The sequence below is a fragment of the Acinetobacter sp. 148 genome, from assembly GCF_031196675.1.
GTDB classification, from domain to species: Bacteria; Pseudomonadota; Gammaproteobacteria; order Pseudomonadales; family Moraxellaceae; genus Acinetobacter; species Acinetobacter baumannii.
In genome coordinates, this window is the sequence record NZ_JAVIMT010000060.1 from 162663 (window position 1) to 183401 (window position 20739).

Genomic DNA, 20739 nt, shown 5'->3' on the forward strand with positions numbered 1-20739 from the left:
CCGCACCTGCCTATGTCTTTGCAGTCGTGGAATTATTGTGGGTCAGCTTGTGTAGTTTTCAAAAGCGATTGCAAGTTAGCAGCTTTTGGTTTTACAAGCCAGAATTTACGGCTGTAGAAGTCAAACTCGTTGCGGATTTTGTAAGCCCAAGCACTACCTGTTTCCTTGATGTGCTCGTCAATAATACGCAATAAGAATTCTTTATGATCTTCCATAGATTCTGTTGAAATACGGGTTAAGTCAATTAACTCGTGGTTGTAGTAATCTACAAAGTCATTATCGAGGTCAAGCACGTAAGCAAAACCGCCTGTCATACCTGCACCGAAGTTATGACCCACTTTTCCAAGCACAGTCACAACACCACCAGTCATATATTCACAGCAGTGATCACCTGCACCTTCAATAACAGCAAACGCACCAGAGTTACGAACCGCGAAACGCTCACCTGCTGTACCTGCAGCAAATAACTTACCGCCAGTTGCGCCATACAAACAAGTATTACCAATAATTGCTGTATTTTGTGTCTGGAAAGGTGAACCTTTTGGTGGGAAGATCGAAATACGACCACCAGCCATACCTTTACCTACATAGTCATTTGCATCACCTTCAAGACGGATGTGCAAACCACCAGCATTCCAAACACCAAGTGACTGACCAGCAGTACCTGTTAGGTTCATTACAACCGGATGTGCTTCCATACCCAAGTTGCCATAGCGACGAGCAATCTCACCCGATACACGTGCACCAATTGAACGGTCACAGTTCACGACATTAAAATTGAATTGACCACCAGCGCTTGACTCGATTGCAGGAAGCATTTCTTCGACCATTCTTTCAGCCAATACGCCCTTGTCAAACGGTGCATTACCTTCTACTTCACAATACTGTGCTTTACCTTCAGCAGCAGGATGAGAAGTTAACAATGCACTTAAATCAAGATGAGCATGTTTCTCTGTTTCACCCGGTAAGACTTCAAGTAAATCTACACGGCCAATCAAGTCTTTAAGTGAAGCTACACCAAGAGCCGCCAACCATTCACGCGTTTCTTCCGCAATAAAGTGGAAGAAATTAATGAGCATTTGTGGTTCGCCAATATAGTGCTCTTGACGTAAATGATCTTGTTGAGTTGCAACACCAGTCGCACAGTTGTTTAAGTGGCAAATACGTAGGTATTTACAACCTAATGCGATCATTGGTGTAGAACCAAAACCGAAACTTTCAGCACCTAAAATAGCTGCCTTAATAACATCAAGACCAGTCTTTAAACCACCGTCAGTTTGTACACGTACTTTGCCACGCAAGTCATTTACACGAAGTGCCTGATGCGCTTCACTCAAGCCAAGCTCCCATGGCGAACCTGCATGGTGAATTGATGAAAGCGGAGACGCAGCAGTACCACCGTCATAACCTGAAATGGTAATAAAGTCTGCATATGCTTTAGCAACACCTGCAGCAATTGTACCTACACCTGGCTCAGATACTAACTTCACAGATACCATTGCTTTCGGGTTAACTTGTTTCAAGTCAAAAATCAGTTGCGACAAATCTTCAATTGAGTAAATGTCATGATGCGGCGGAGGTGAAATAAGTGTCACACCCGGAACAGAGTAACGTAAACGTGCAATCAAGCCATTCACTTTACCACCTGGCAACTGACCACCTTCACCCGGTTTTGCACCTTGAGCAACTTTAATTTGCAAGACTTCAGCAGAAGTTAAGTAAGCAGGTGTTACACCAAAACGACCAGATGCAATTTGCTTGATTTTCGAGTTACGAATTGTGCCGTAACGCGCAGGATCTTCACCACCCTCACCAGAGTTTGAACGACCACCAATAGTATTCATGGCAATTGCAATTGCTTCATGGGCTTCTGGAGAAAGCGCGCCTAATGACATCCCTGCCGAGTCGAAACGAGGTAAGATAGCTTCAACCGATTCAACTTGCTCAACCGGAATTGGATTGGTTGTTTTTAACTTAAACAGGTCACGAATAGTCGCGATCGGACGGTTATTCACTAACTCGGCATATTCTTTAAAGTCTTCGTATTTGCCAGAACGAACTGCCTTATGTAGCGAGTTAATCACGTCTGGGTTAAACGCGTGGTATTCTTTACCAAATACGAATTTCAGCAAACCACCTTGATCAATTGGTTTACGGTTAGACCAAGCTGTAGCCGCTAACTTTTTCTGGTCATTTTCAAGATCAACAAATGTTGCACCTTGGATACGACTAGGAACACCTAAGAAACATTGATCTACAACTTCAGAAGATAAACCAACTGCTTCAAATAACTGACCACCACGGTAAGAAGCTACTGTCGAGATACCCATTTTTGAAAGAACTTTTAATAAGCCTTTCTCGATACCTTTACGGAAGTTTGCCTGTGCATGGATTGGATCACCTAAAAGCTCACCTTTAGCAATCAAATCATTGATTACATCATATGCAAGGTATGGGTAAATGGCAGTAGCACCAAAACCAAGTAACACCGCAAATTGATGTGGATCACGTGCAAAACCGGTTTCAACCATAATGTTTGCATCAGTACGCAAACCAGTTTTTATAAGGTGATGGTGTACCGCACCTGTTGCAAGCGCAGCATTTGCAGGTAAATAACCTTGACGAATGTTTTTATCAGTTAAAACAATTAAGGTCTTACCATCACGAACAGCTTGTGCAGATTCTTCACAAATACGAGTAATCGCAGCTTGTAAACCTTCGGTTTCAGCATAGTTCAGATCAATATCAACCGCCTCATAACCCGCACGTTCAATGCTACGAATTTGCTGCATTTTTGAATTTGATAAAACCGGGCTAGAGATAATGATACGATCAGCATGCTCAGGACCTTGTTCGAATACGTTCTGCTCACGGCCCAAACAGGTTTCAAGTGACATAACAATTGACTCACGTAATGGGTCGATTGGCGGGTTTGTCACCTGTGCAAACTGTTGACGGAAGTAATCGGTCACATGACGTACTTGACGAGACAATACAGCCATTGGTGTATCGTCACCCATAGAACCAACAGCTTCCTGGCCGCTCTCAGCGATTGGACGTAATAACTGATCGCGCTCTTCAAATGTCACCATAAACATTTTTTGAGCCGCTTTTAATGCATCGCCAGTTAAACCTTTATCAACAAGTTGTTCTTCAAGTTCCGGGTTTGCATTTAAGCGAATCGCATGGTCACGTAACCACTCACGGTACGGACGCATGTTTTTCAAGTGATTGCTAACATCTTTAGTATCAAGCACTTTACCTGTAAGGGTGTCTACAACCAAGATTTGACCAGGACCTACACGACCTTTTGATACCACATCTTCTGGCTCATAGCCCCAAACACCAATTTCAGATGCCAAGGTAATATAATCATTTTTGGTAATAACCCAACGCGCTGGACGTAAACCATTACGGTCAAGCATACAAATCGCATGACGACCATCTTGAATAACGAGGCCTGCCGGACCATCCCAAGCTTCCATATGTTTAGAGTTGAACTCATAGAATGCACGCAAGTCTGCATCTAAAGTTTCAACGTTCTGCCAAGCTGGTGGCACGAGCATACGTAAAGCACGGAATAAATCCATACCACCGCCCACCAGAATCTCAAGCATATTATCTAAACTTGAAGAGTCCGAACCTGTACGGTTTACAATCGGGTTAAGCTCAGTCAAACCTGGTAATAATGGGTTTTCAAATTTAGGAGTACGCGCTAATGCCCAGTTACGGTTTGCTGTAATTGTGTTGATTTCACCATTATGTGCAAGATAACGGAATGGCTGAGCTAATGGCCAACGCGGTAATGTATTTGTAGAGAAACGTTGGTGGAATACCACGATATGTGATTTTAAACGCTCATCTGCCAAGTCTGTATAAAACTCGGCAATCGCCGCAGGCATCATTAAGCCTTTATAGCTAATAACTGTTGAGCAAAGCGTAGTCACGTAAAATAATGGATCATTTTGGAGTTGTTGTTCCGCACGGCGACGCGCCAAGAATAACTTACGGTTAAATTCAACCTCAGTTACGCCCATTGGACAGTTCACAATGACTTGCTCAAAAGCAGGTAAAGATTGAAGCGCGATTTCACCCAATGCATCGTTGTTTGTTGGAACGATACGCCAAGCAAGTACACGTAAACCTTCTGACTCAATTTCTTTCGTTAAAATATTTTTAGAGTGCTGTGCTAATGCTGGATCAATATTTAAAAATACCGTACCCACAGCAAAAATTTCACTCAGTGTAATATCACTCAGTTTTTTTGCTTCATCACGGAAAAATTGCTTTGGCATCGCCAATAATAAGCCGCAACCATCTCCCGTCTTGCCATCTGCGGCAATACCACCACGGTGCGTCATGCAACTTAAACTGTGAATCGCGGTTTCTACTAGATGATGACTTGATTCACCCTTCATATGGGCAATCAGTCCAAAACCACAGTTATCCTTAAACTCATCAGGCTGATATAAACCTTGAGCGGGAGCTACAGTATTAGGCGATGGCATGTGCATAGCGTACCCTTCTTTCAATAAGGCTCTTTCGAGCGTCAAACAAACAACTTCTTTTTGCGATAGTGCCTATGGACGATAGTTAGCTCAATGTTTCGCAAAAAAAAATTTTGGGCGGATAAGCCAATATACGCTGTTCCATTTTTACGTACACTGGTTTTTGCTAGAAAAATGTTTTGACTTATTTCGCACTCTTTTAAAGCAGTTCGACCCCACGACTCTGCATAGAATTCACTTCTTAGAGGCTAAAATAGTTTGCAGCACATTAATAAGCACAACAATAAAGCAAAAAGTGTGCCAAAATAGAAAAGTAGGCCTAAATCTTTATATTTATTATAAATATAATTATTTTATTCACGTTATCATGTTAAAAAATGACTAAATATGCACCACATCTGGTCAAAAAATATTAATACACCATATATTTGCACTATTTTAGAGCACAACTTAAAGTGATTTAGTTCCCTCTTGTGCCCTCATTTGTAGCATTTTTGGGTTGATTCTCATTAACCCGTGTCTGTGCAGGTTTATTTGGCTGATCAATATTAGAATTCGATTGTTGTACATCAACCACATTTCCTGCCGCATCACGACGCACAATAGTAGTTTTTGTAGCCGAGTTAGTACTAGCAGGTTTTGGTTGAGTGTTTAGGGTACTACTCGCTGGAGCTAACATTAATAAAGATTCATCAATTCTAGGCAAAGCCGCTGGACGCAATCTAACTTCATATAACTGATTATTGCCACCTTTCATCTCATCTGCCCCCAAATCATTTACCAGTGGGGCATAACTTGAGAACTGCTGTGGCTGAGGTTTAACCGAATCAGGTAACTGCAAATTAATCTGTGTTAATTGCTGAACCGCATCTTCTGAACGTTTGAATGTTCCGTAAGCCAACACATACTGTTCTGCTTGTTGTTCTCCGCTTAAGCGGAAATAAATAAACTTATTACGATCAGTACGACTTTTTAAAAAGTTTTTAATGATGTCTTCATCAGAAGCTCTGAATAACTCAAGCGTCCATTGTTTTTTATTTTCATTAATAAATTTTGTACCACGAAACTCAGGCTCATGTTCACCTGACGCCACAGTTCGTGTTGTTAAATCCAGTGGACGAACCTCGTCAGCTAAAGCACCTAAGTTAGGAGTGGTTGCAACTTTCTCTGGTTGAATTTGTACGGGTGCATCGGAATCAGCCGACTTTTCAACCTCAACCAGTTTTTTATTATCAGTTATGACCCAAAAAATAAAAGCAAGGAATAAGCAGACAATACCACCAACCAACCAGATATATTGTTGAACATTCTGCCAAAGTGTACGTGATACAGTCATGCTTTACCTTATTTGTTATCCGTGTTGATTCGCCAAAATAGCTTGTTTCATAAGTTCAACATCAAAGTTTTTGGTAATTACAGCTTGCCCAAGTTGTTTTAACAACACCAAACGTAATTGCCCATTAAGAACTTTTTTGTCATGAGCCATATATCCAAGGAAATCATCCAATGGAATTTGTGGACATGATATCGGCAAATTCGCACGTTGAATGATTTTTTTTGTACGTGCCACATCTTCATTTGAGATCCAGCCCAAACGTTGTGATAAATCTGCCGCCATAACCATTCCAGTTGCAACAGCTTCACCATGCAACCAAGTTCCATAACCTAGATACGACTCAATCGCATGGCCAAAAGTATGACCTAAGTTAAGTAAAGCACGTTCACCTTGCTCTTTCTCATCGTTGGCAACAATGCGGGCTTTATGAGCACATGAACGATAAACAGCCTCTGCTAAAAGGTCAGCATCTCTTGCAACCAGGCCATCCATATTTTCTTCAAGCCAAACCAGGAAATCTTCATCACCCAAAAGTGCATATTTAATTACTTCGGCTAAACCGGCCGAGAGCTCACGTTCTGGCAATGTATTCAATTGTGCCATGTCAGCTAAAACAACTTGTGGTTGCTGAAAAGCACCTAACATATTCTTGCCAAGCGGATGATTAATTCCTGTTTTTCCACCAACACTTGAATCTACTTGTGAAAGTAAGGTCGTAGGAACCTGTACAAAGTAAACGCCACGTTGGAAACAAGCAGAAGCAAAACCAGCCATATCACCAATGACGCCACCACCTAAAGCTAAAACCGTACAATCGCGGTTAAAACCAGCTTCAAGCAATGCATCAAAAATTAAGTTTAAGTGCTGAATATCTTTATACTTTTCGCCATCAGGTAAAATACAGGTCGCAACCGTTTTACCTAGACTTTCCAAAGCTTCCTGATAGTGGCTTAAATATAAAGGCGCAACCGTAACATTACTCACAATCATGACCTGTTGACCATGAATATAAGGCTCTAGTAATTGTTTCGGGTCAAGTTGGCTACCAATGAAAATAGGATAACGGCGTTCGCCTAATTCAACATGTAAAGTTTGCATGAATTTATAAAACCACTAGTCAGTTCGTCTATTTTAACTTGTTCGATAGAATAAGTTGCAAAATCTTTTGGGCAAGATCACGTGCAGCACCTTGATTCGTTTCAATCGTATAGTGTGCAACTTCACGATACAGAGGATCTCTGATCTTTAATAAATCCCGCAATTTTTGTTCAGGATTTTCAACTTGTAATAAAGGTCTATTTTTATCGCGATAGGTTCTTTGTAGTTGTAATTCGACAGGAGTATATAGATAAACAACGATTCCACGTTGCTTTAAAAACTCCCGATTAGGCGCCTGAGTAATAGCACCGCCACCTGTGGCAAGCACTAATGCCTTACGTGAAGTAAGCTCATTTAAAACGACAGTTTCACGCGTACGGAAGCCGACTTCTCCTTCTTTTTCAAAAATCCAGGGAATAGTAGCCCCTGTCTTGCGCTCAATTTCATGATCACTATCTAAAAATTCACGCCCTAATAGTTCTGCTAAATGACGTCCAACGGTTGTTTTTCCTGCCCCCATGGGCCCTACCAAATAAATATTTGGTAGGGTTTCAAACGCTTTGCTTGGCAAGGCGCCACCTATTTCAATTGCTTTCATTAAAAAATATATTAATGATTTCTCGCTAAAGTGTCATTAACAATTCGTGGTGTAACGAAAATCAGCAACTCTTGTTTATCATCAGACTTTACATCTTTTCTAAATAAACGCCCAACAACAGGAATATCACCAAAGAAAGGAACTTTGGTTTGTGAATTCATAGTTGTTTGCTCAAAAACACCACCCAAAATGACAGTTTCGCCATTATCTACCAATACATTGGTGTTGATATTATTTTTATTTAAAATCAACTCTCCATTTGGGGCCGCACCCGCTACAGAATCCTTAGAAATATCCAACTTCATTTGAATCTTACCATCAGGTGTAATACTTGGTGTCACATTTAAACTCAGCAAAGCATCTTTAAAAGATGTTGTAGCAGTTGAACCTGCTGCAGAGTTAGTTGTAGATTGATATGGAACTTGTTGACCAGTTGCAACTTTCGCTGTTTGTTTATCGGCAGTCATGACTTTAGGGGTAGAAATAACCTCACCATAACCATCCGCTTGTAAAGCAGACAATTCAAGATCTAACATAAAGTCAGACATACTAATCAAGCCAAAAGCAATACTTCCTGCAGGATTAGAAACTCCTAAATCCACGTTTAAGTTATCTGGGCGCTCAATCGTATATTTATACCCACCTGTAGTTTCATCTTTTTTAGGTTCACGTAAATTCCATAAAGTTGTTTCACTACCGCCAACCAGCAAATTGTTGTTATTGGTAATACCTTGCGACAGAATGCCCCACTTCACACCAAGTTCTTTGGTAAATGACGTAGAGGCTCTCACAATACGTGCTTCAACCATAACCTGTTTAACTTGCACATCAAGTAGGTCAATCATTTTCCGAATTTGATCAATTGACTGAGCAGTATCATTAATAATAAGAGTATTGGTTCGGTCATCTTGAGTAATAGTGCCACGCGGGCTAAGCAAACTACCCACATTATTGCCTAGACTATCAACTCCAGTATTTAAATTGGTTGAAGTTGAAGTCCCTCCACCAGAAGTATGTTGTAAGCCATTACTATTATTTGAGCCTTGTGTAATGAGACCCATAATATCGCCAGCTTTAGCATACTTCAGTTGAATATACTCAGTCTGTAAGGGTGCAAGTTTGACACTTTGTGCAACAGCTTTCGCTTCTTCTTCTTCCGCTTTAATCAATTCTGCAACTGGAGCAATCCAAATCACATTGCCATTACGGCGTTTATCAAGATTTTTAGTTTTTAAAATAATATCAAGCGCCTGATCCCAAGGTACATCTTTTAAACGTAGTGTGATATTACCTTGTACACTATCGGCAGCTACCATATTGATGCCTGTAAAATCAGCAAGTAATTGCAACACACGGCGTACTTCAATATCTTGGAAGTCTAATGAAAGTTTATTTCCTGAATAATTTGGCGTTTTATATAAAGAGGTAACATTTTTATCTTGGGGACGTTTCAAACTGATCGTGAGCTTATTCTCTGCCTGATAGGCCATATATTCATAGCTACCAGAAGACTGGATAGTTATTACACCAACCCCTTTATCATTATAAGCATCAATACTTGAAACGGGGGTTGCAAAATCATTTACATTTAAGCGACGTGCTAAATGTGTCGGGATTTTTGTACCTATTGTTCTTATAACGACTTTACTACCCTGCTGCTGAACATCTACAGGTGTATTACTTCCTAAAAGATCTACAACAACTAGGCCTTCTCCCTGACTACCACGCTGAAAGCCAATATTTGAAACTCCCTGTGGTTGTGCTGAGACCACAGGTAGCGGCTTATTACTTGTTTGAGCAGAATTAATTTTTAAAATGAAAGTATTGCCTTCGACTCGTGTTGTAAATGCTCCAGCATCTTTTAGGTTTACAGTTAAACGTGAGCGCTGGTCATCTGAAGTAACATCTACAGAACTTGCCTCATTAGTTGCAACACTAATTTTAGTCTGTTTTAAACCTTGCTGTGCCTTATCAAAATCAAGTATTAAACGTGAAGGATTTTCAAGTTGGTAAGCTTGTGGTTGTGGTGGCAAGCCATTAAACATGACTCTAATTTCTGTGCCCTGACCTGCAATTTGCATTGGTACAATATTGGTCATGCTGACCTGTGCAGATGCAGCCTGCATAATCGCAATAGCTACAGCCCCCATAGAAAACTGACGGAATACGTGATTCATTGTCTGACCATCCCCAATTAAATAATCTTTAAAAATATTTTTTCGTTGTTATTCCCTAAATTTTAGGGTGCAGGCCCAATCAAGACCAAGGTTCTCGGTCTTTCGACATAGCCTTCTCGACCATCCGGTACGATTTCAACCAGATCAATCTGGGTTGGACTAATATGGGTGATACGGCCCTGATTCATACCCATATAGTTACCCACTTGTACCCGTTCAATCTGCTGATCCGGTGTCTGGATCAGGGCCAATATCTGCCCTCGATTATTACGCATGCTCCCTTTCATATTTAAAGCTTCAAGAGCATAACTTTCGAGTGGTTGCGGCGCACGTGAGAAATTCGGATAAACCCGTTTCCCCGCCATAATCTTGAGCTCGGCAGCTAGAGAACTTGGCATAAATGGGCTTTTTAATTGATGAGCAGCGTAATTAAATTGTGGTACAGGAGTAAAAATCGGTGCTGGTTCAATAGAGATTGGCGGCTGATTACGAATATTGGCCATTTCCTGATTTACTGCATCAATTCTTGAATCACAACCAACAAGCACAGCACACGCCAAAATATAAAGAGTAATTTGCTTAATTTTCATCATAACTCTCCTATTTCGGCTGAACAGTAGTGTTCGTTGAAGCAGATGCTGCTGGAGCTTTGCCTGTTTGCTCCGATGTATCTGTTGCCCCTACGTATCGGTATGTTTTTGCTTTAATGGAATAGTTCAGCACAGGAATATCAGACTTGTTATCTTTAGCTGGCGATACATCAACAGTAAAATCGTGCATGGTTACAATACGAGGCAAAGCAGCGATACTACTTACAAAAGCTCCAAATGCGTGATAGTCCCCGGTCGCTTCTATGGCAATTGGTTGCTCAATAAAAATTTCCTGCTTTACTTCATCTTCCAAGCGAATATTTTTAAATTTCAATCCAGAGTTCACTCCTGTTAAGTTGATATCTTCAACTAAACTCGGAATCTCAGTTTCTTTTGGTAACTGCTCTAGTTGCTGGTTGAAATTTGCCTGCATCTCTTGAAGTTGCACCTGATACTGTTGCAGGTTACGTAATTTCGAGTCTTTTTCACGAAATTCGTTTAATAAATTGCTTTCCTGAGCTTGAGCATTATCAATAGCTTGTAATTTCGGTTGAATAACAATGAAATACCCCAAAGCTAACACAGCAAAGAAAATAAAAATCCAACACGTAATTTTTACAGATATTGGCCAACTACCATAGTTGTTCATATCCAGCGTATTAAATTGCTGAAGGAATTTATCGAGATTAAATTTCTTTTTCTTTGCAGATAATTGTTCTAATGACAATTCTTGAAGTTCGTCTTGACTCATTTAGCAGCCCCCACACTTTCACCTGTAGATGGCTTAGCAGAATCATCCGTTGTGGTCACGCCCATTTCCCCCAAATCGACAGTCACAACAAAACTACCATAGTGGTCTTCCACCCTAGGAAGAAGAGAACTTGCAGCCTTATCTTTTTTCTCTTCATTAGCCAAGAAAGAGTTCATAAAAGCATTACGATACCAAGGAGATGCTTCAAGATTACGGAGTAGTTCGGCTACTGTATTTGGACTTTCAGCTTTACCTTCAATCGTAAACTTATCTCCGGTTCGGCTAAATTTCGTTAAATACATAGCTGATGGTGTGACTCGAACTAACTCATCAACAAGTCTTACCACTACTGGACGTTGACTCTGCAAACCTTGAATCAACTTCATGCGTTCAATAATGGCATCACGCTGTTCCTGTAAGCCGTTTAATGTTTTTAATTGCTGATCAAGGTTCTGATTTGTGCTCATAATGAGCTGATTCGCTTGCTCTTGATCATCTAATTTATGGTCAAAATAAAACCATCCCCCAAATACGGTTGTAATCCCCAAAACAACCACCCCAAAACATAACGTTATAAATTGTTTTTTTCGTTGCTCCCTCAGCTCTTCGCGCCAAGGCAGTAAATTAATTGTTGCCATTAATCAAAACTCCTTAAAGCCAAGCCACATGCCACCATTAAAGATGAAGCATCATTTTCAATTTTTTGAACGTCGACTTGAGGAGAAAAGCCCATTTGTAAAAACGGGTTGGCAATCGTGACACGATAACCTAATTTTTGCTGCAAAAGCTTGGCAAGGCCTGGAATATTTGCATTTCCACCAGCGAGCAAAATATGGTCTATTTCGTTAAATTGGGATGAAGAAAAGAAAAATTGTAGTGAGCGGGCCGCCTGCTGAACTACCGCATCTAGAAATGGGTCTAGCACTTCAATTTCATAATCATCTGGTAAAGAACGATCTTTTTTCGCTCTGCTTGCTTCTTCTAAAGACAAACCATAACGACTTTGAATTTCAAGCGTAAGTTGTTTTCCGCCGAAAACCTGCTCTCGTGTATAAATAATCTTGCCATTTTGCATGACAGATAATGTCGTCATGGTATGGCCGATATCTAAAATCCCTATGGTATTTGCACCCATCGGTAAGCTATCAGCAAACACGCTAAAAGCGCGCTCAACCGCATAACTTTCGACATCAGCCAATTTAGGATTTAAATCTGCCAATTCAAGCACTTCAACGCGTGTTTCAACGTTTTCTGTTCTTGTGGCGACCAAGAGCACATTTACACGATTTGGATTCGCAAGACGATCCGGCAAAACCTCAAAATCAAGGCTCACCTCATCTAAAGGGAACGGTATATACTGCTCCGCATCTACACGAATCTGAACTTCGCGTTCGTCATCGCTCATATCTGCATCCATTTCGATAGTTTTATGAATAACCGTCGATGTCGGAACAGCAATTGCAGCATGAGTGGTTTGGGGATTTGCTAAATTCATCGCCCGTTCCAAAGCCTCTGCAACTGCTTCTGGATTTAAGATATTTTTTTCAACTACACTGTTTTCGGGTAAAGGCATCAAAGCATAGCTTTCTACCCAATATTTACCGTTCTTGACAGAGAGCTCTAACAACTTAACAGAAGTCGAACTAATATCGACACCCATTAACCCCTTATTAGGTTTACGATATAACCTGAGCACACTATTGTCCTATTATTTTTTTATCCCCAAAAAAAATTACAAACCAATAATCTCGGTCTTTATTTTTACACGGATACAATATCTCATCTAACAATCCGCATGTCTAAAGGCTATACTGACCACAATTAGTTTGTATTCGATCTTATTAAAGCTTACTTATCATGAAAAAGCTATCCAGTTTGGGCTTCGTGCGTCCAATTTTTTTGATCATTATTATTATCTTAGTCTCACTTCCGATGGGATTCTATGGCATGTATCTCTATATTGCCCCAACGCTTCCGGAAATGAGTTCACTAAAAAAAGCACCGCTTTTAAAACCATTGCAAGTCTATACAGCCGACAATCAACTCATTGCTGAATACGGTGGCAAACTTTCTATTCCGGTTGAATACAAACAAATTCCTCCTAATTTTATTCATGCATTTCTAGCAGCAGAAGATTCTTCTTTCTTTGAACATAGCGGCATTAGTTTTAAAGGTTTAGGCCGTGCTTTGAGTGAAAGTGTTACGGGTTCTGATGTACAAACTGGTGGTTCAACCATCACGATGCAGGTCGCAAAGAACTATTATTTAAGTCCAGAAAGAACATTAAAACGCAAACTAACAGAAATCTTTTTGGCTCGAAAAATTGAGCAAAACTTATCTAAAGAAGACATCTTAAGCCTCTATGTAAATAAGATTTTCTTAGGTAAAAACGCTTACGGTATCGCAGCGGCTGCAAAGATTTACTACAACAAAAGCATTAATGAGCTCAGCATTGCCCAAATGGCCATGATTGCCGGCTTGCCTAAAGCACCATCTAAATATAATCCAGTTGTTAACCCTGAGCGTGCACTTGAACGTCGCAACTGGATTTTAGGCCGAATGCTTCAACTTGGTTATATTTCTCAAGCGGAATATCAAAAGGCCGTTGCAGAGCCAATCAATTTGAATATGCCCAACCGTGACTTAAATAATATTCACCCCTACGCAGGTGAAATGGTCCGCTCAGAGCTTGTAAAACATTTTGGTGAACAAGCAATTGATTCTGGTTATAAAGTCTACACAACAATTAATGCGAAACGCCAAGCGATTGCGGAAAAAGCTGTGCAGGACGGTCTTGAAGCTTATGACCGTCGTCATGGCTGGCGTGGTGCAGAAGCACATGATAAGCCATTAAGCGAATTTAGAGCATATGCCAACACTTATCCGGCGCAAGTCACCAAGGTAAATAGCAGCTCTTTTGAAGCATTAATGCAAGATGGCTCAACAGTAACCGTGCAATGGTCCGGCATGTCATGGGCCCGTCCCTATCGCAATGCAAATAGCGTAGGGGCAGCGCCTTCTCGTGCATCTCAAATTGTTAAAGTTAAAGATATTGTTCGTTTACGTCCAAATGAAGCTAAAACTGCGTGGTCACTAGTTCAAGTACCAAAAGTTCAAGGTCAGCTCATTGCAATTAACCCAAACGATGGCTCAATTGAAGCAATTGTAGGTGGTTATAATTTCTATCAATCAAAATTTAACCGTGCTTTACAAGGCTGGCGCCAGCCAGGTTCTACCATCAAACCATTCCTCTATGCTTTAGCATTAGAACGTGGCATGACACCTTATAGTATGGTGAATGATAGCCCTATTACGATTGGCAAGTGGACACCGAAGAACTCTGATGGTCGCTACCTAGGCATGATCCCGTTACGCCGTGCTTTGTATTTGTCTCGTAATACGGTTTCAGTAAGACTCTTACAAACTGTAGGAATTGAACGTACTCGCCAATTATTCATGGATTTTGGTTTACAAGAGGATCAAATTCCACGTAACTACACCATTGCTTTAGGTACGCCTCAAGTATTACCAATTCAAATGGCAACTGGTTATGCAACATTCGCAAACGGTGGTTACCGTGTTCAACCGCATTTTATTCAGCGTATTGAAGATGCATACGGTAAAGTCATTTACGAAGCCAAACCAGAATATGCATGTATTCCATGTATTAACGCTCCTGAGACAACTGACGATGCACAGGTAACTACTCCAGATGATCAAGTTGTTGAAGTCACAAATAAAGAGCTAGAGCAGAAAGAAAAGACAACCAAACAACTTAACCTTAAACAGACGGACAAAAATAACAGTCAATATCGTCAAGCTCAGCGCATTTTAAAATCAAGCTCTGCTTATGATATGGCAAATATCTTACGTGACGTAATTGAGCATGGTACAGGTCGTGCTGCACTCAAGATTGGCCGTAGTGATTTAGGAGGTAAAACAGGTACGACTAACGATGCAAAAGATGCATGGTTTGCAGGTTTTAATGGCAAGTTAGTAACTGTAACATGGGTTGGTTTTGACCAGCCGACTACACTTGGTCGCCGTGAGTATGGTGGTATTGCTGCATTACCAATCTGGATTAACTTTATGGGTCAAGCATTGCAAGGTACACCAGCTGCTTGGGTTCGTTTAGAAAAAGATGCTCAGGCACCTATTTCTCGCGATAAGCAAGAAGTCACAACTGAAGTAGGCGATAAGAAAACATATCGTGCTGCCCCTCCATTAGCACGTCCACTCTATCGTCCTGCACCACCGCAACCTAAAACCACCAATAATGACTTCGATGACTTACCTGGTGAGGAAATTGTGATTCCTTCCAAGACAACACCTCCAGCGATGAAACCTTCGCAAGGGGCAGCACCGAAGCGTGAAAAAGATGAATTAGAAAACTTGATTAATCAAATTGAGTAAAAATAAAAAAGCCATCGTTAGATGGCTTTTTTATTACGCTTTTGAAAAAGATAAATTTGAAAAGATGCGGTCACTTGTAAGTGTGCTTTCTGTTCTAGTTGCATACGACGTTCTGGAGATGCCTTATAAGCATAGGGAGTCATAGCAATAAGATTTTTTAAAGCTTGCTGGTCAAGTACTAAAGGAGCATCAATAACTTGCTGTTCTTTCAACTCAAATAAATCTTGTAGTTGTTCAACAAATTTCTGTGGTGTGTGAGGATTAACCTGTTCAAACAATGCCTCACGCATCGCATACAAATGATCGGTTGCCGGAGTCACAACAATTAAATAACTATCATCTTTTAAAACGCGCAGAATTTCCGTTTGGGGAATCGGGCTAAAAAGGCTCGTACACACATCCATGCTTTGATCGATGACAGGTAAAGTTGCTCCTGTACCAACCACCCATGTCACTTTGTCATTTAACTTTGCTGCGCGTTGTACTGCATTTTTTGCAATATCTACACCTATACACTGTTCAACGACCTGTTGCATTGCGCTGGTGTAATAGCCCTCGCCACAGCCAATATCAAGTACCGTTTTAGCTTTAAGCTGTTTCAGCAAATGAACTACTGCTTGCTGTAAAGGTTGATAATAGCCACCTTGTAAAAAAGCACGGCGCGCATCTACAGACTCAGGAGTATCTCCCGGATTTTTACTATGTTTGTGTTGTACAACATGTAAGTTCACATAACCTTGCTTTGCAATGTCATAGCTATGGCCCTGTTCACACCGCCATGTTTTGCTTACCAGCTCAAGTCGTTGACGACATACAGGGCACATTAAATTTTGCGTAGTCACGTTTAATTATTCTCTTGTTCTTTTTGTTGTAAATAAGCCTTAGCGTGCATTCCAACAAATGTACGGCCTGCATTTGTTCCCTTAATCCATTCATCTACTTCAAACAAATCAAATAAGCCCACTTTAATTAAAGTTGGAATTGCGATCTTCAACTCTTCTTCAATTTGCCCTCTTTGCCCTGCATTATAGAGTTCAATATTATGCAGCATCGTCGCGACAGTTCCCGTTTGCACCTGACTTCCATCTTTAAGCACAACTTGAGGTAAGACTTCGCCCTCTCCAACTACTTTTTGATTAATTACAGATAATTGGTCTAGACCAGCAACTTTTGTCATTTACCTCTCCAATAAAAAAAGCCAGTAGAAACTGGCTTTATATTGACACCAAAATAAGTTCTAGCGCAATTTTAAGGTCATTAGGCCTAAAACAACCAGCATAATCGTAATAATCCAGAAACGGATGACTACTTGGGTTTCTTTCCAGCCTTGTTTTTCATAGTGATGGTGCAAAGGTGCCATCAAAAATACGCGTTTATTCCGCATTCGTAATGAGCCGATTTGCAGGAATACCGATACCGCTTCCATAACGAAAACACCGCCCATAATTGCGAATACAATTTCTTGGCGAACCATAACGGCAATGGTTCCAAGCATTGCACCTAGAGCTAAAGCGCCCACATCACCCATAAAGACTTGCGCCGGATGTGCGTTATACCAAAGAAATGCCAAACCTGCACCAATCATGGCAGAACAGATCACCACAAGTTCAGAGGTATATTTCACATAAGGAATATGCAAATAGTTGGCAAAACGAATATCACCAGATAAATAAGCAAATACGCCTAAGCCCGTCGCTACCATAACCACTGGCATAATGGCTAAACCATCTAAACCATCAGTTAGGTTAACCGCATTAGAGGCACCATTAATTACTAAATAGGTAAATACAATAAATGCTAAACCTAAAGGAACAATAGAAAGCGGAATTGAAAGATTCTTAAAGAAAGGAATCAATAAATCCAGCATATTTGCTGTGTATTCTGCATTAGATTGTTGGGTAGCAATTAAATATAATGCAATACCAGCACCCAGCGATGCGACAGAAGTCCAGAAAAACTTCTTACGGGCAGGTAGACCTGCATTATCTTTATAGCGAATTTTAATCCAGTCATCTGCCCAGCCAACCGCACCGAACACAACCATTACACCAAGTACAATCCAAACATAAGGGTTAGATAAATCAGCCCACAATAAAGTACTAATACCAATTGAGAGCAGAATTAAAATCCCACCCATGGTCGGTGTACCCATCTTCTTAGCATGATTTTCAGGAGCAAACGAACTTACTGCCTGACCGTATTTTAACGCTTGTAATTTACGAATCATGATTGGTCCGAGAACCAAACCAATGGTCAGTGACGTTAATACACTGAGTAAAGAACGTAATGTTAAATAACGAACAACCTGAAACGAACTGTGATAGCCCGCAAGTTGTTCAAACAACCATAACAGCATTTAAAGTTTCTCCATCAAATCAGCCATCAACGTTTCCATATGAGTAAAGCGAGAACCTTTAAACAGGAAACTCATGGACTGGGGTTGATGTGTTTGGATTAGATTGATTAAAAATGGAAGCGCCTCAGCTTGAGTCTGAAATGCTTTCAATTTAGTAGAATGAAGACCTGCGCCTTCGAGAGCTGCTGAGGCAAACTGCCCAACTGCAACAATATGGTCTAAAGGAAGCTCAGCAAGATCGCGACCTAAATCGTGATGTTCTTGCCAACTGCTATCACCTAACTCCCCAATATCCCCCATCACCATGACTTTAATGCCATTTTGCTGAAGTAATACTTGTGCCGCAGCACGCATAGATGTTGGATTGGCGTTATAAGTATCATCAATAAATAAATGAGGCGCTTTTTGAATAAAATTCAAACGACCTTTTGCACCTTGTGCTTGCTCTAGACCTTTTACGATATCTTCCAAGCTAACACCTAACGCCAAAGCAAATGCTACTGCTGCAGTTGCGTTTTGCACATTGTGTTCACCCGCAAACGGCAGTCTTACAAAACTTGAATCTTGAGGCGTATGTAACTGGAAATTGGCAGATTGTGGCAACAATTCAATCTCTGTAGCAAAGACATCCCCACCCTCACCAAAGCTCATGATTTGATGGCTTTTGGCTGCTTCACGAATCTCAGCGGTAAAGTCATCTTGTTGCGGAACAATAGCAACGCCCTGAGGTAAAATATGACGATAGATTTCTGATTTAGCGCGGCAAATGCCATCACGCCCGCCGAACTCACCCAAATGAGCAGTTCCAATATTTAAAATGCCAGCAACATGCGGTTGAACAATTTTTGATGTGTAATCAATTTCACCTTGATGATTTGCACCAAGTTCCATCACCGCATATTGATGCTCCTTTCGAAGCTCAAGCAACATCATCGGCACACCAAGGTCATTATTTAAATTGCCTCGGGTAATCAATGTAGGTGCTAAACGAGACAAAATACTTCCTAGCATTTCTTTGGTGGTGGTTTTACCACTACTGCCCGTTAAAGCAATTACTTTCAATTGAGCATTTTGTTCACGACGATACGCACCAAGCTGCCCTAAAGCCAAACGGGTATCGGCAACTACAAGCTGAGCAATTTCTGCATCTATAGGTCGCTCGACAATAGCGACTTGGCAGCCATTTGCAGCCACTTGCGCGACAAAATTATGCGCGTCGAAACGTTCACCTTTTAGTGCTAAAAAGGCATCCCCACTTTCTGCATGACGCGAGTCAGTCAAAATACGTTTAATTTCACTTTGAGGGATCTGGTCTTTATGCCAGTAACCCTGTGTTGCCTGTTGTAATTGTTGAGCTGTCCACGGTTCCAAAGGCACGGTACTGGTGGTTGAAGTATGCATAATTTTTCCTATTGTGCAGGGTAAGCAGCATCTACCGTATGATGTTGGGCATCAATCGCGGAACGCACTTCAACCACATCATCAAACCAGTGACGCACACCATTAATTTCTTGATAATTTTCATGTCCTTTGCCGGCAATCACTACAATGTCACCAGCTTGAGCTTGCTCTGCAACAAATTTAATTGCTTCACGGCGGTCATGAATTTCATGCATACGATGCCCTGAAAAATCGATTCCTTGCTTCATGTCAGCAAAAATTTGTTCAGGGTCTTCTGTTCTTGGATTATCTGAAGTCAGAATAACAGGATTTGCGCCATCCAAAGCTGCTTGAGTCATGAGTGGACGCTTACCACGGTCACGGTCACCACCACATCCAAACACCGCCCAAAGCTGATTCGAAACATGACGCTTTAATGTTTTAAGCACTTGAATCAATGCATCTGGTGTATGCGCATAATCCACTACAAATAATCGCTCATCATCACGAATAACTTGCATTCGGCCTGGCGCACCAATTAGTTTAGGAACAAAATTAACCAATGCCTGTAAATCGAAACTAGCTTGCTCAGCAGCGATGAGTGCGGCAATTAAATTTTCAACATTGAAATGACCTAATAATGGGCTTTCTACCGCAAATGAACCTTGCTGACTTACTAAATTAAAAGTTGCGCCCGCCAAGCTATAGCTTAAATCGGTAATGTAATAATCAGCTGTATTTTGAGTTAGTGAGTAAGTCAAGATTTTAGGTTGTGCTGGATTATTTTGGGCAGACTTAATCATCAAGTCAGCATGTGCATCATCTAAATTAATAACAGCGACTTTTAACGAATTAAACTGAAATAAACGCGCCTTCGCTTCTGCATAAGCTTCTAAAGTGCCGTGATAATCCAGATGATCACGACTTAAGTTGCTATAAACAGCAATTTCAATATCGCAACCATTTAATCGACCCTGTTCAAGACCATGTGAACTTGCTTCTAAAGAAGCAAAAGTTGCTCCCTGTTTAGCATAATCATGTAGTGCATTTTGTAACTGTAGAGCGTCGAGAGTAGTATGCGTAGAAGGCGTTAAGTTAGGTAAAATACCATTCCCTGTTGTCCCCATCACTGCACAGCGCTGCTGTTGTGAACTAATTAACTCAGCAATTAAACGAGAAATTGTTGTTTTACCATTTGTGCCTGTTACAGCAATAATCCGTAGAGGTTTTACTCCATCAGCCTGTTGCAAATAACGTTTTAGCCACTCTCCCATGCGCTGACGCACATCAGGGCATACCCATTCATTTGCTACACCTAATTCGGTTTCGCTAATGACAGCCAACGCTCCATTTGCTAAAGCCGCTTCAGCAAATGTACGCGTTTTTTCAGGCTGGCTATAACTTGTCAAAGCAATAAAAATTTGGCCCGTTTCAACTTTACGACTATCTAAACTAAAGCCGTGAAATGGCTGTTGAGGCCATTGAGCATCAATTTCGATTGGATGAATTTCTTGAAAAGAAACAGTCATAGC

15 protein-coding genes are annotated in these 20739 nt (G+C 40.9%); 1 reads left to right on the forward strand and 14 read right to left on the reverse strand.

Translation table 11 applies throughout. From position 1 onward, the window contains the following. Positions 1–32: 32 nt before the first annotated feature. The 9 genes from gltB to RFX69_RS10020 all read right to left on the reverse strand — a co-directional run bounded on the left by gltB (position 33) and on the right by RFX69_RS10020 (position 12754). Complete coding sequence (gltB, locus tag RFX69_RS09980; protein ID WP_001139944.1) at positions 33–4508, reverse strand: glutamate synthase large subunit; 4476 nt, start codon at positions 4506–4508, stop codon at positions 33–35. Positions 4509–4968: 460 nt separating this feature from the next. Next, positions 4969–5844 (reverse strand): hypothetical protein, encoded by an 876-nt coding sequence (locus RFX69_RS09985; RefSeq protein ID WP_289332461.1) that lies wholly within the window; start codon positions 5842–5844, stop codon positions 4969–4971. Positions 5845–5859: 15 nt separating this feature from the next. After that, positions 5860–6942: a 3-dehydroquinate synthase gene (aroB, locus tag RFX69_RS09990; protein ID WP_001193998.1), complete on the reverse strand. Its 1083-nt coding sequence runs from the start codon at positions 6940–6942 to the stop codon at positions 5860–5862. 28 nt (positions 6943–6970) lie between these two features. Beyond that, the gene (gene aroK, locus RFX69_RS09995; RefSeq protein WP_000643712.1) at positions 6971–7540 is read right to left on the reverse strand and encodes a shikimate kinase AroK; all 570 of its coding nucleotides are present in this window, start codon (positions 7538–7540) and stop codon (positions 6971–6973) included. A gap of 11 nt (positions 7541–7551) precedes the next feature. Continuing rightward, positions 7552–9717 carry a type IV pilus secretin PilQ family protein gene (gene pilQ / locus RFX69_RS10000; RefSeq protein WP_289332462.1) on the reverse strand — a complete coding sequence of 722 codons (2166 nt, stop codon included), beginning with the start codon at positions 9715–9717 and terminating at the stop codon, positions 7552–7554. A 62-nt stretch (positions 9718–9779) separates the two neighbouring features. Beyond that, positions 9780–10307 carry a pilus assembly protein PilP gene (locus tag RFX69_RS10005; RefSeq protein WP_289332474.1) on the reverse strand — a complete coding sequence of 176 codons (528 nt, stop codon included), beginning with the start codon at positions 10305–10307 and terminating at the stop codon, positions 9780–9782. Between the two features lie 10 nt (positions 10308–10317). After that, positions 10318–11058, reverse strand: coding sequence for a type 4a pilus biogenesis protein PilO (locus tag RFX69_RS10010; protein WP_000076101.1), 741 nt, complete (start codon positions 11056–11058; stop codon positions 10318–10320). Continuing rightward, on the reverse strand, positions 11055–11696 hold the full coding sequence (locus tag RFX69_RS10015; RefSeq protein ID WP_000201227.1) for a PilN domain-containing protein: 642 nt from the start codon (positions 11694–11696) through the stop codon (positions 11055–11057). Before RFX69_RS10015 ends, RFX69_RS10010 begins: the two co-directional genes overlap by 4 nt. Then, the gene (locus tag RFX69_RS10020) at positions 11696–12754 is read right to left on the reverse strand and encodes a pilus assembly protein PilM (RefSeq protein WP_002014066.1); all 1059 of its coding nucleotides are present in this window, start codon (positions 12752–12754) and stop codon (positions 11696–11698) included. The genes RFX69_RS10015 and RFX69_RS10020 overlap by 1 nt, the downstream gene beginning before the upstream one ends. Positions 12755–12915: 161 nt before the next feature. Here RFX69_RS10020 and ponA point away from each other — a divergent pair, with 161 nt between their 5' ends. Continuing rightward, on the forward strand, positions 12916–15471 hold the full coding sequence (gene ponA / locus RFX69_RS10025) for a penicillin-binding protein PBP1a (RefSeq protein ID WP_000736677.1): 2556 nt from the start codon (positions 12916–12918) through the stop codon (positions 15469–15471). A 17-nt stretch (positions 15472–15488) separates the two neighbouring features. Here the strand turns inward: ponA and RFX69_RS10030 are convergent, their stop codons facing one another. The 5 genes from RFX69_RS10030 to RFX69_RS10050 are packed head-to-tail and all read right to left on the reverse strand — an operon-like array spanning position 15489 to position 20736. Next, complete coding sequence (locus RFX69_RS10030; RefSeq protein WP_289332463.1) at positions 15489–16313, reverse strand: putative RNA methyltransferase; 825 nt, start codon at positions 16311–16313, stop codon at positions 15489–15491. Between the two features lie 2 nt (positions 16314–16315). Continuing rightward, a complete protein-coding gene (locus RFX69_RS10035) occupies positions 16316–16648 on the reverse strand; it encodes a hypothetical protein (RefSeq protein ID WP_000169598.1) in 333 nt (110 codons plus the stop codon). 60 nt (positions 16649–16708) lie between these two features. Further along, positions 16709–17827 carry a phospho-N-acetylmuramoyl-pentapeptide-transferase gene (gene mraY / locus RFX69_RS10040; RefSeq protein WP_000928089.1) on the reverse strand — a complete coding sequence of 373 codons (1119 nt, stop codon included), beginning with the start codon at positions 17825–17827 and terminating at the stop codon, positions 16709–16711. Beyond that, positions 17828–19228 (reverse strand): UDP-N-acetylmuramoyl-tripeptide--D-alanyl-D-alanine ligase, encoded by a 1401-nt coding sequence (gene murF, locus RFX69_RS10045; protein WP_033851722.1) that lies wholly within the window; start codon positions 19226–19228, stop codon positions 17828–17830. It abuts the gene before it with no gap. Positions 19229–19236: 8 nt separating this feature from the next. Next, positions 19237–20736: a UDP-N-acetylmuramoyl-L-alanyl-D-glutamate--2,6-diaminopimelate ligase gene (locus RFX69_RS10050; RefSeq protein WP_049081702.1), complete on the reverse strand. Its 1500-nt coding sequence runs from the start codon at positions 20734–20736 to the stop codon at positions 19237–19239. Between the last annotated feature and the right edge of the window lie 3 nt (positions 20737–20739).

Bases quoted from the DNA above. Each gene is read 5' to 3' on its own strand.
- RFX69_RS10015 (WP_000201227.1), bottom strand. From the start codon at position 11,696: ATGGCAACAATTAATTTACTGCCTTGGCGCGAAGAGCTGAGGGAGCAA.
- gltB (WP_001139944.1), bottom strand. From the start codon at position 4,508: ATGCCATCGCCTAATACTGTAGCTCCCGCTCAAGGTTTATATCAGCCT.
- RFX69_RS10010 (WP_000076101.1), bottom strand. From the start codon at position 11,058: ATGAGTCAAGACGAACTTCAAGAATTGTCATTAGAACAATTATCTGCA.
- ponA (WP_000736677.1), top strand. From the start codon at position 12,916: ATGAAAAAGCTATCCAGTTTGGGCTTCGTGCGTCCAATTTTTTTGATC.
- pilQ (WP_289332462.1), bottom strand. From the start codon at position 9,717: ATGAATCACGTATTCCGTCAGTTTTCTATGGGGGCTGTAGCTATTGCG.
- aroB (WP_001193998.1), bottom strand. From the start codon at position 6,942: ATGCAAACTTTACATGTTGAATTAGGCGAACGCCGTTATCCTATTTTC.
- RFX69_RS09985 (WP_289332461.1), bottom strand. From the start codon at position 5,844: ATGACTGTATCACGTACACTTTGGCAGAATGTTCAACAATATATCTGG.
- murF (WP_033851722.1), bottom strand. From the start codon at position 19,228: ATGCATACTTCAACCACCAGTACCGTGCCTTTGGAACCGTGGACAGCT.
- RFX69_RS10035 (WP_000169598.1), bottom strand. From the start codon at position 16,648: ATGACAAAAGTTGCTGGTCTAGACCAATTATCTGTAATTAATCAAAAA.
- RFX69_RS10005 (WP_289332474.1), bottom strand. From the start codon at position 10,307: ATGAAAATTAAGCAAATTACTCTTTATATTTTGGCGTGTGCTGTGCTT.
- mraY (WP_000928089.1), bottom strand. From the start codon at position 17,827: ATGCTGTTATGGTTGTTTGAACAACTTGCGGGCTATCACAGTTCGTTT.
- RFX69_RS10050 (WP_049081702.1), bottom strand. From the start codon at position 20,736: ATGACTGTTTCTTTTCAAGAAATTCATCCAATCGAAATTGATGCTCAA.
- aroK (WP_000643712.1), bottom strand. From the start codon at position 7,540: ATGAAAGCAATTGAAATAGGTGGCGCCTTGCCAAGCAAAGCGTTTGAA.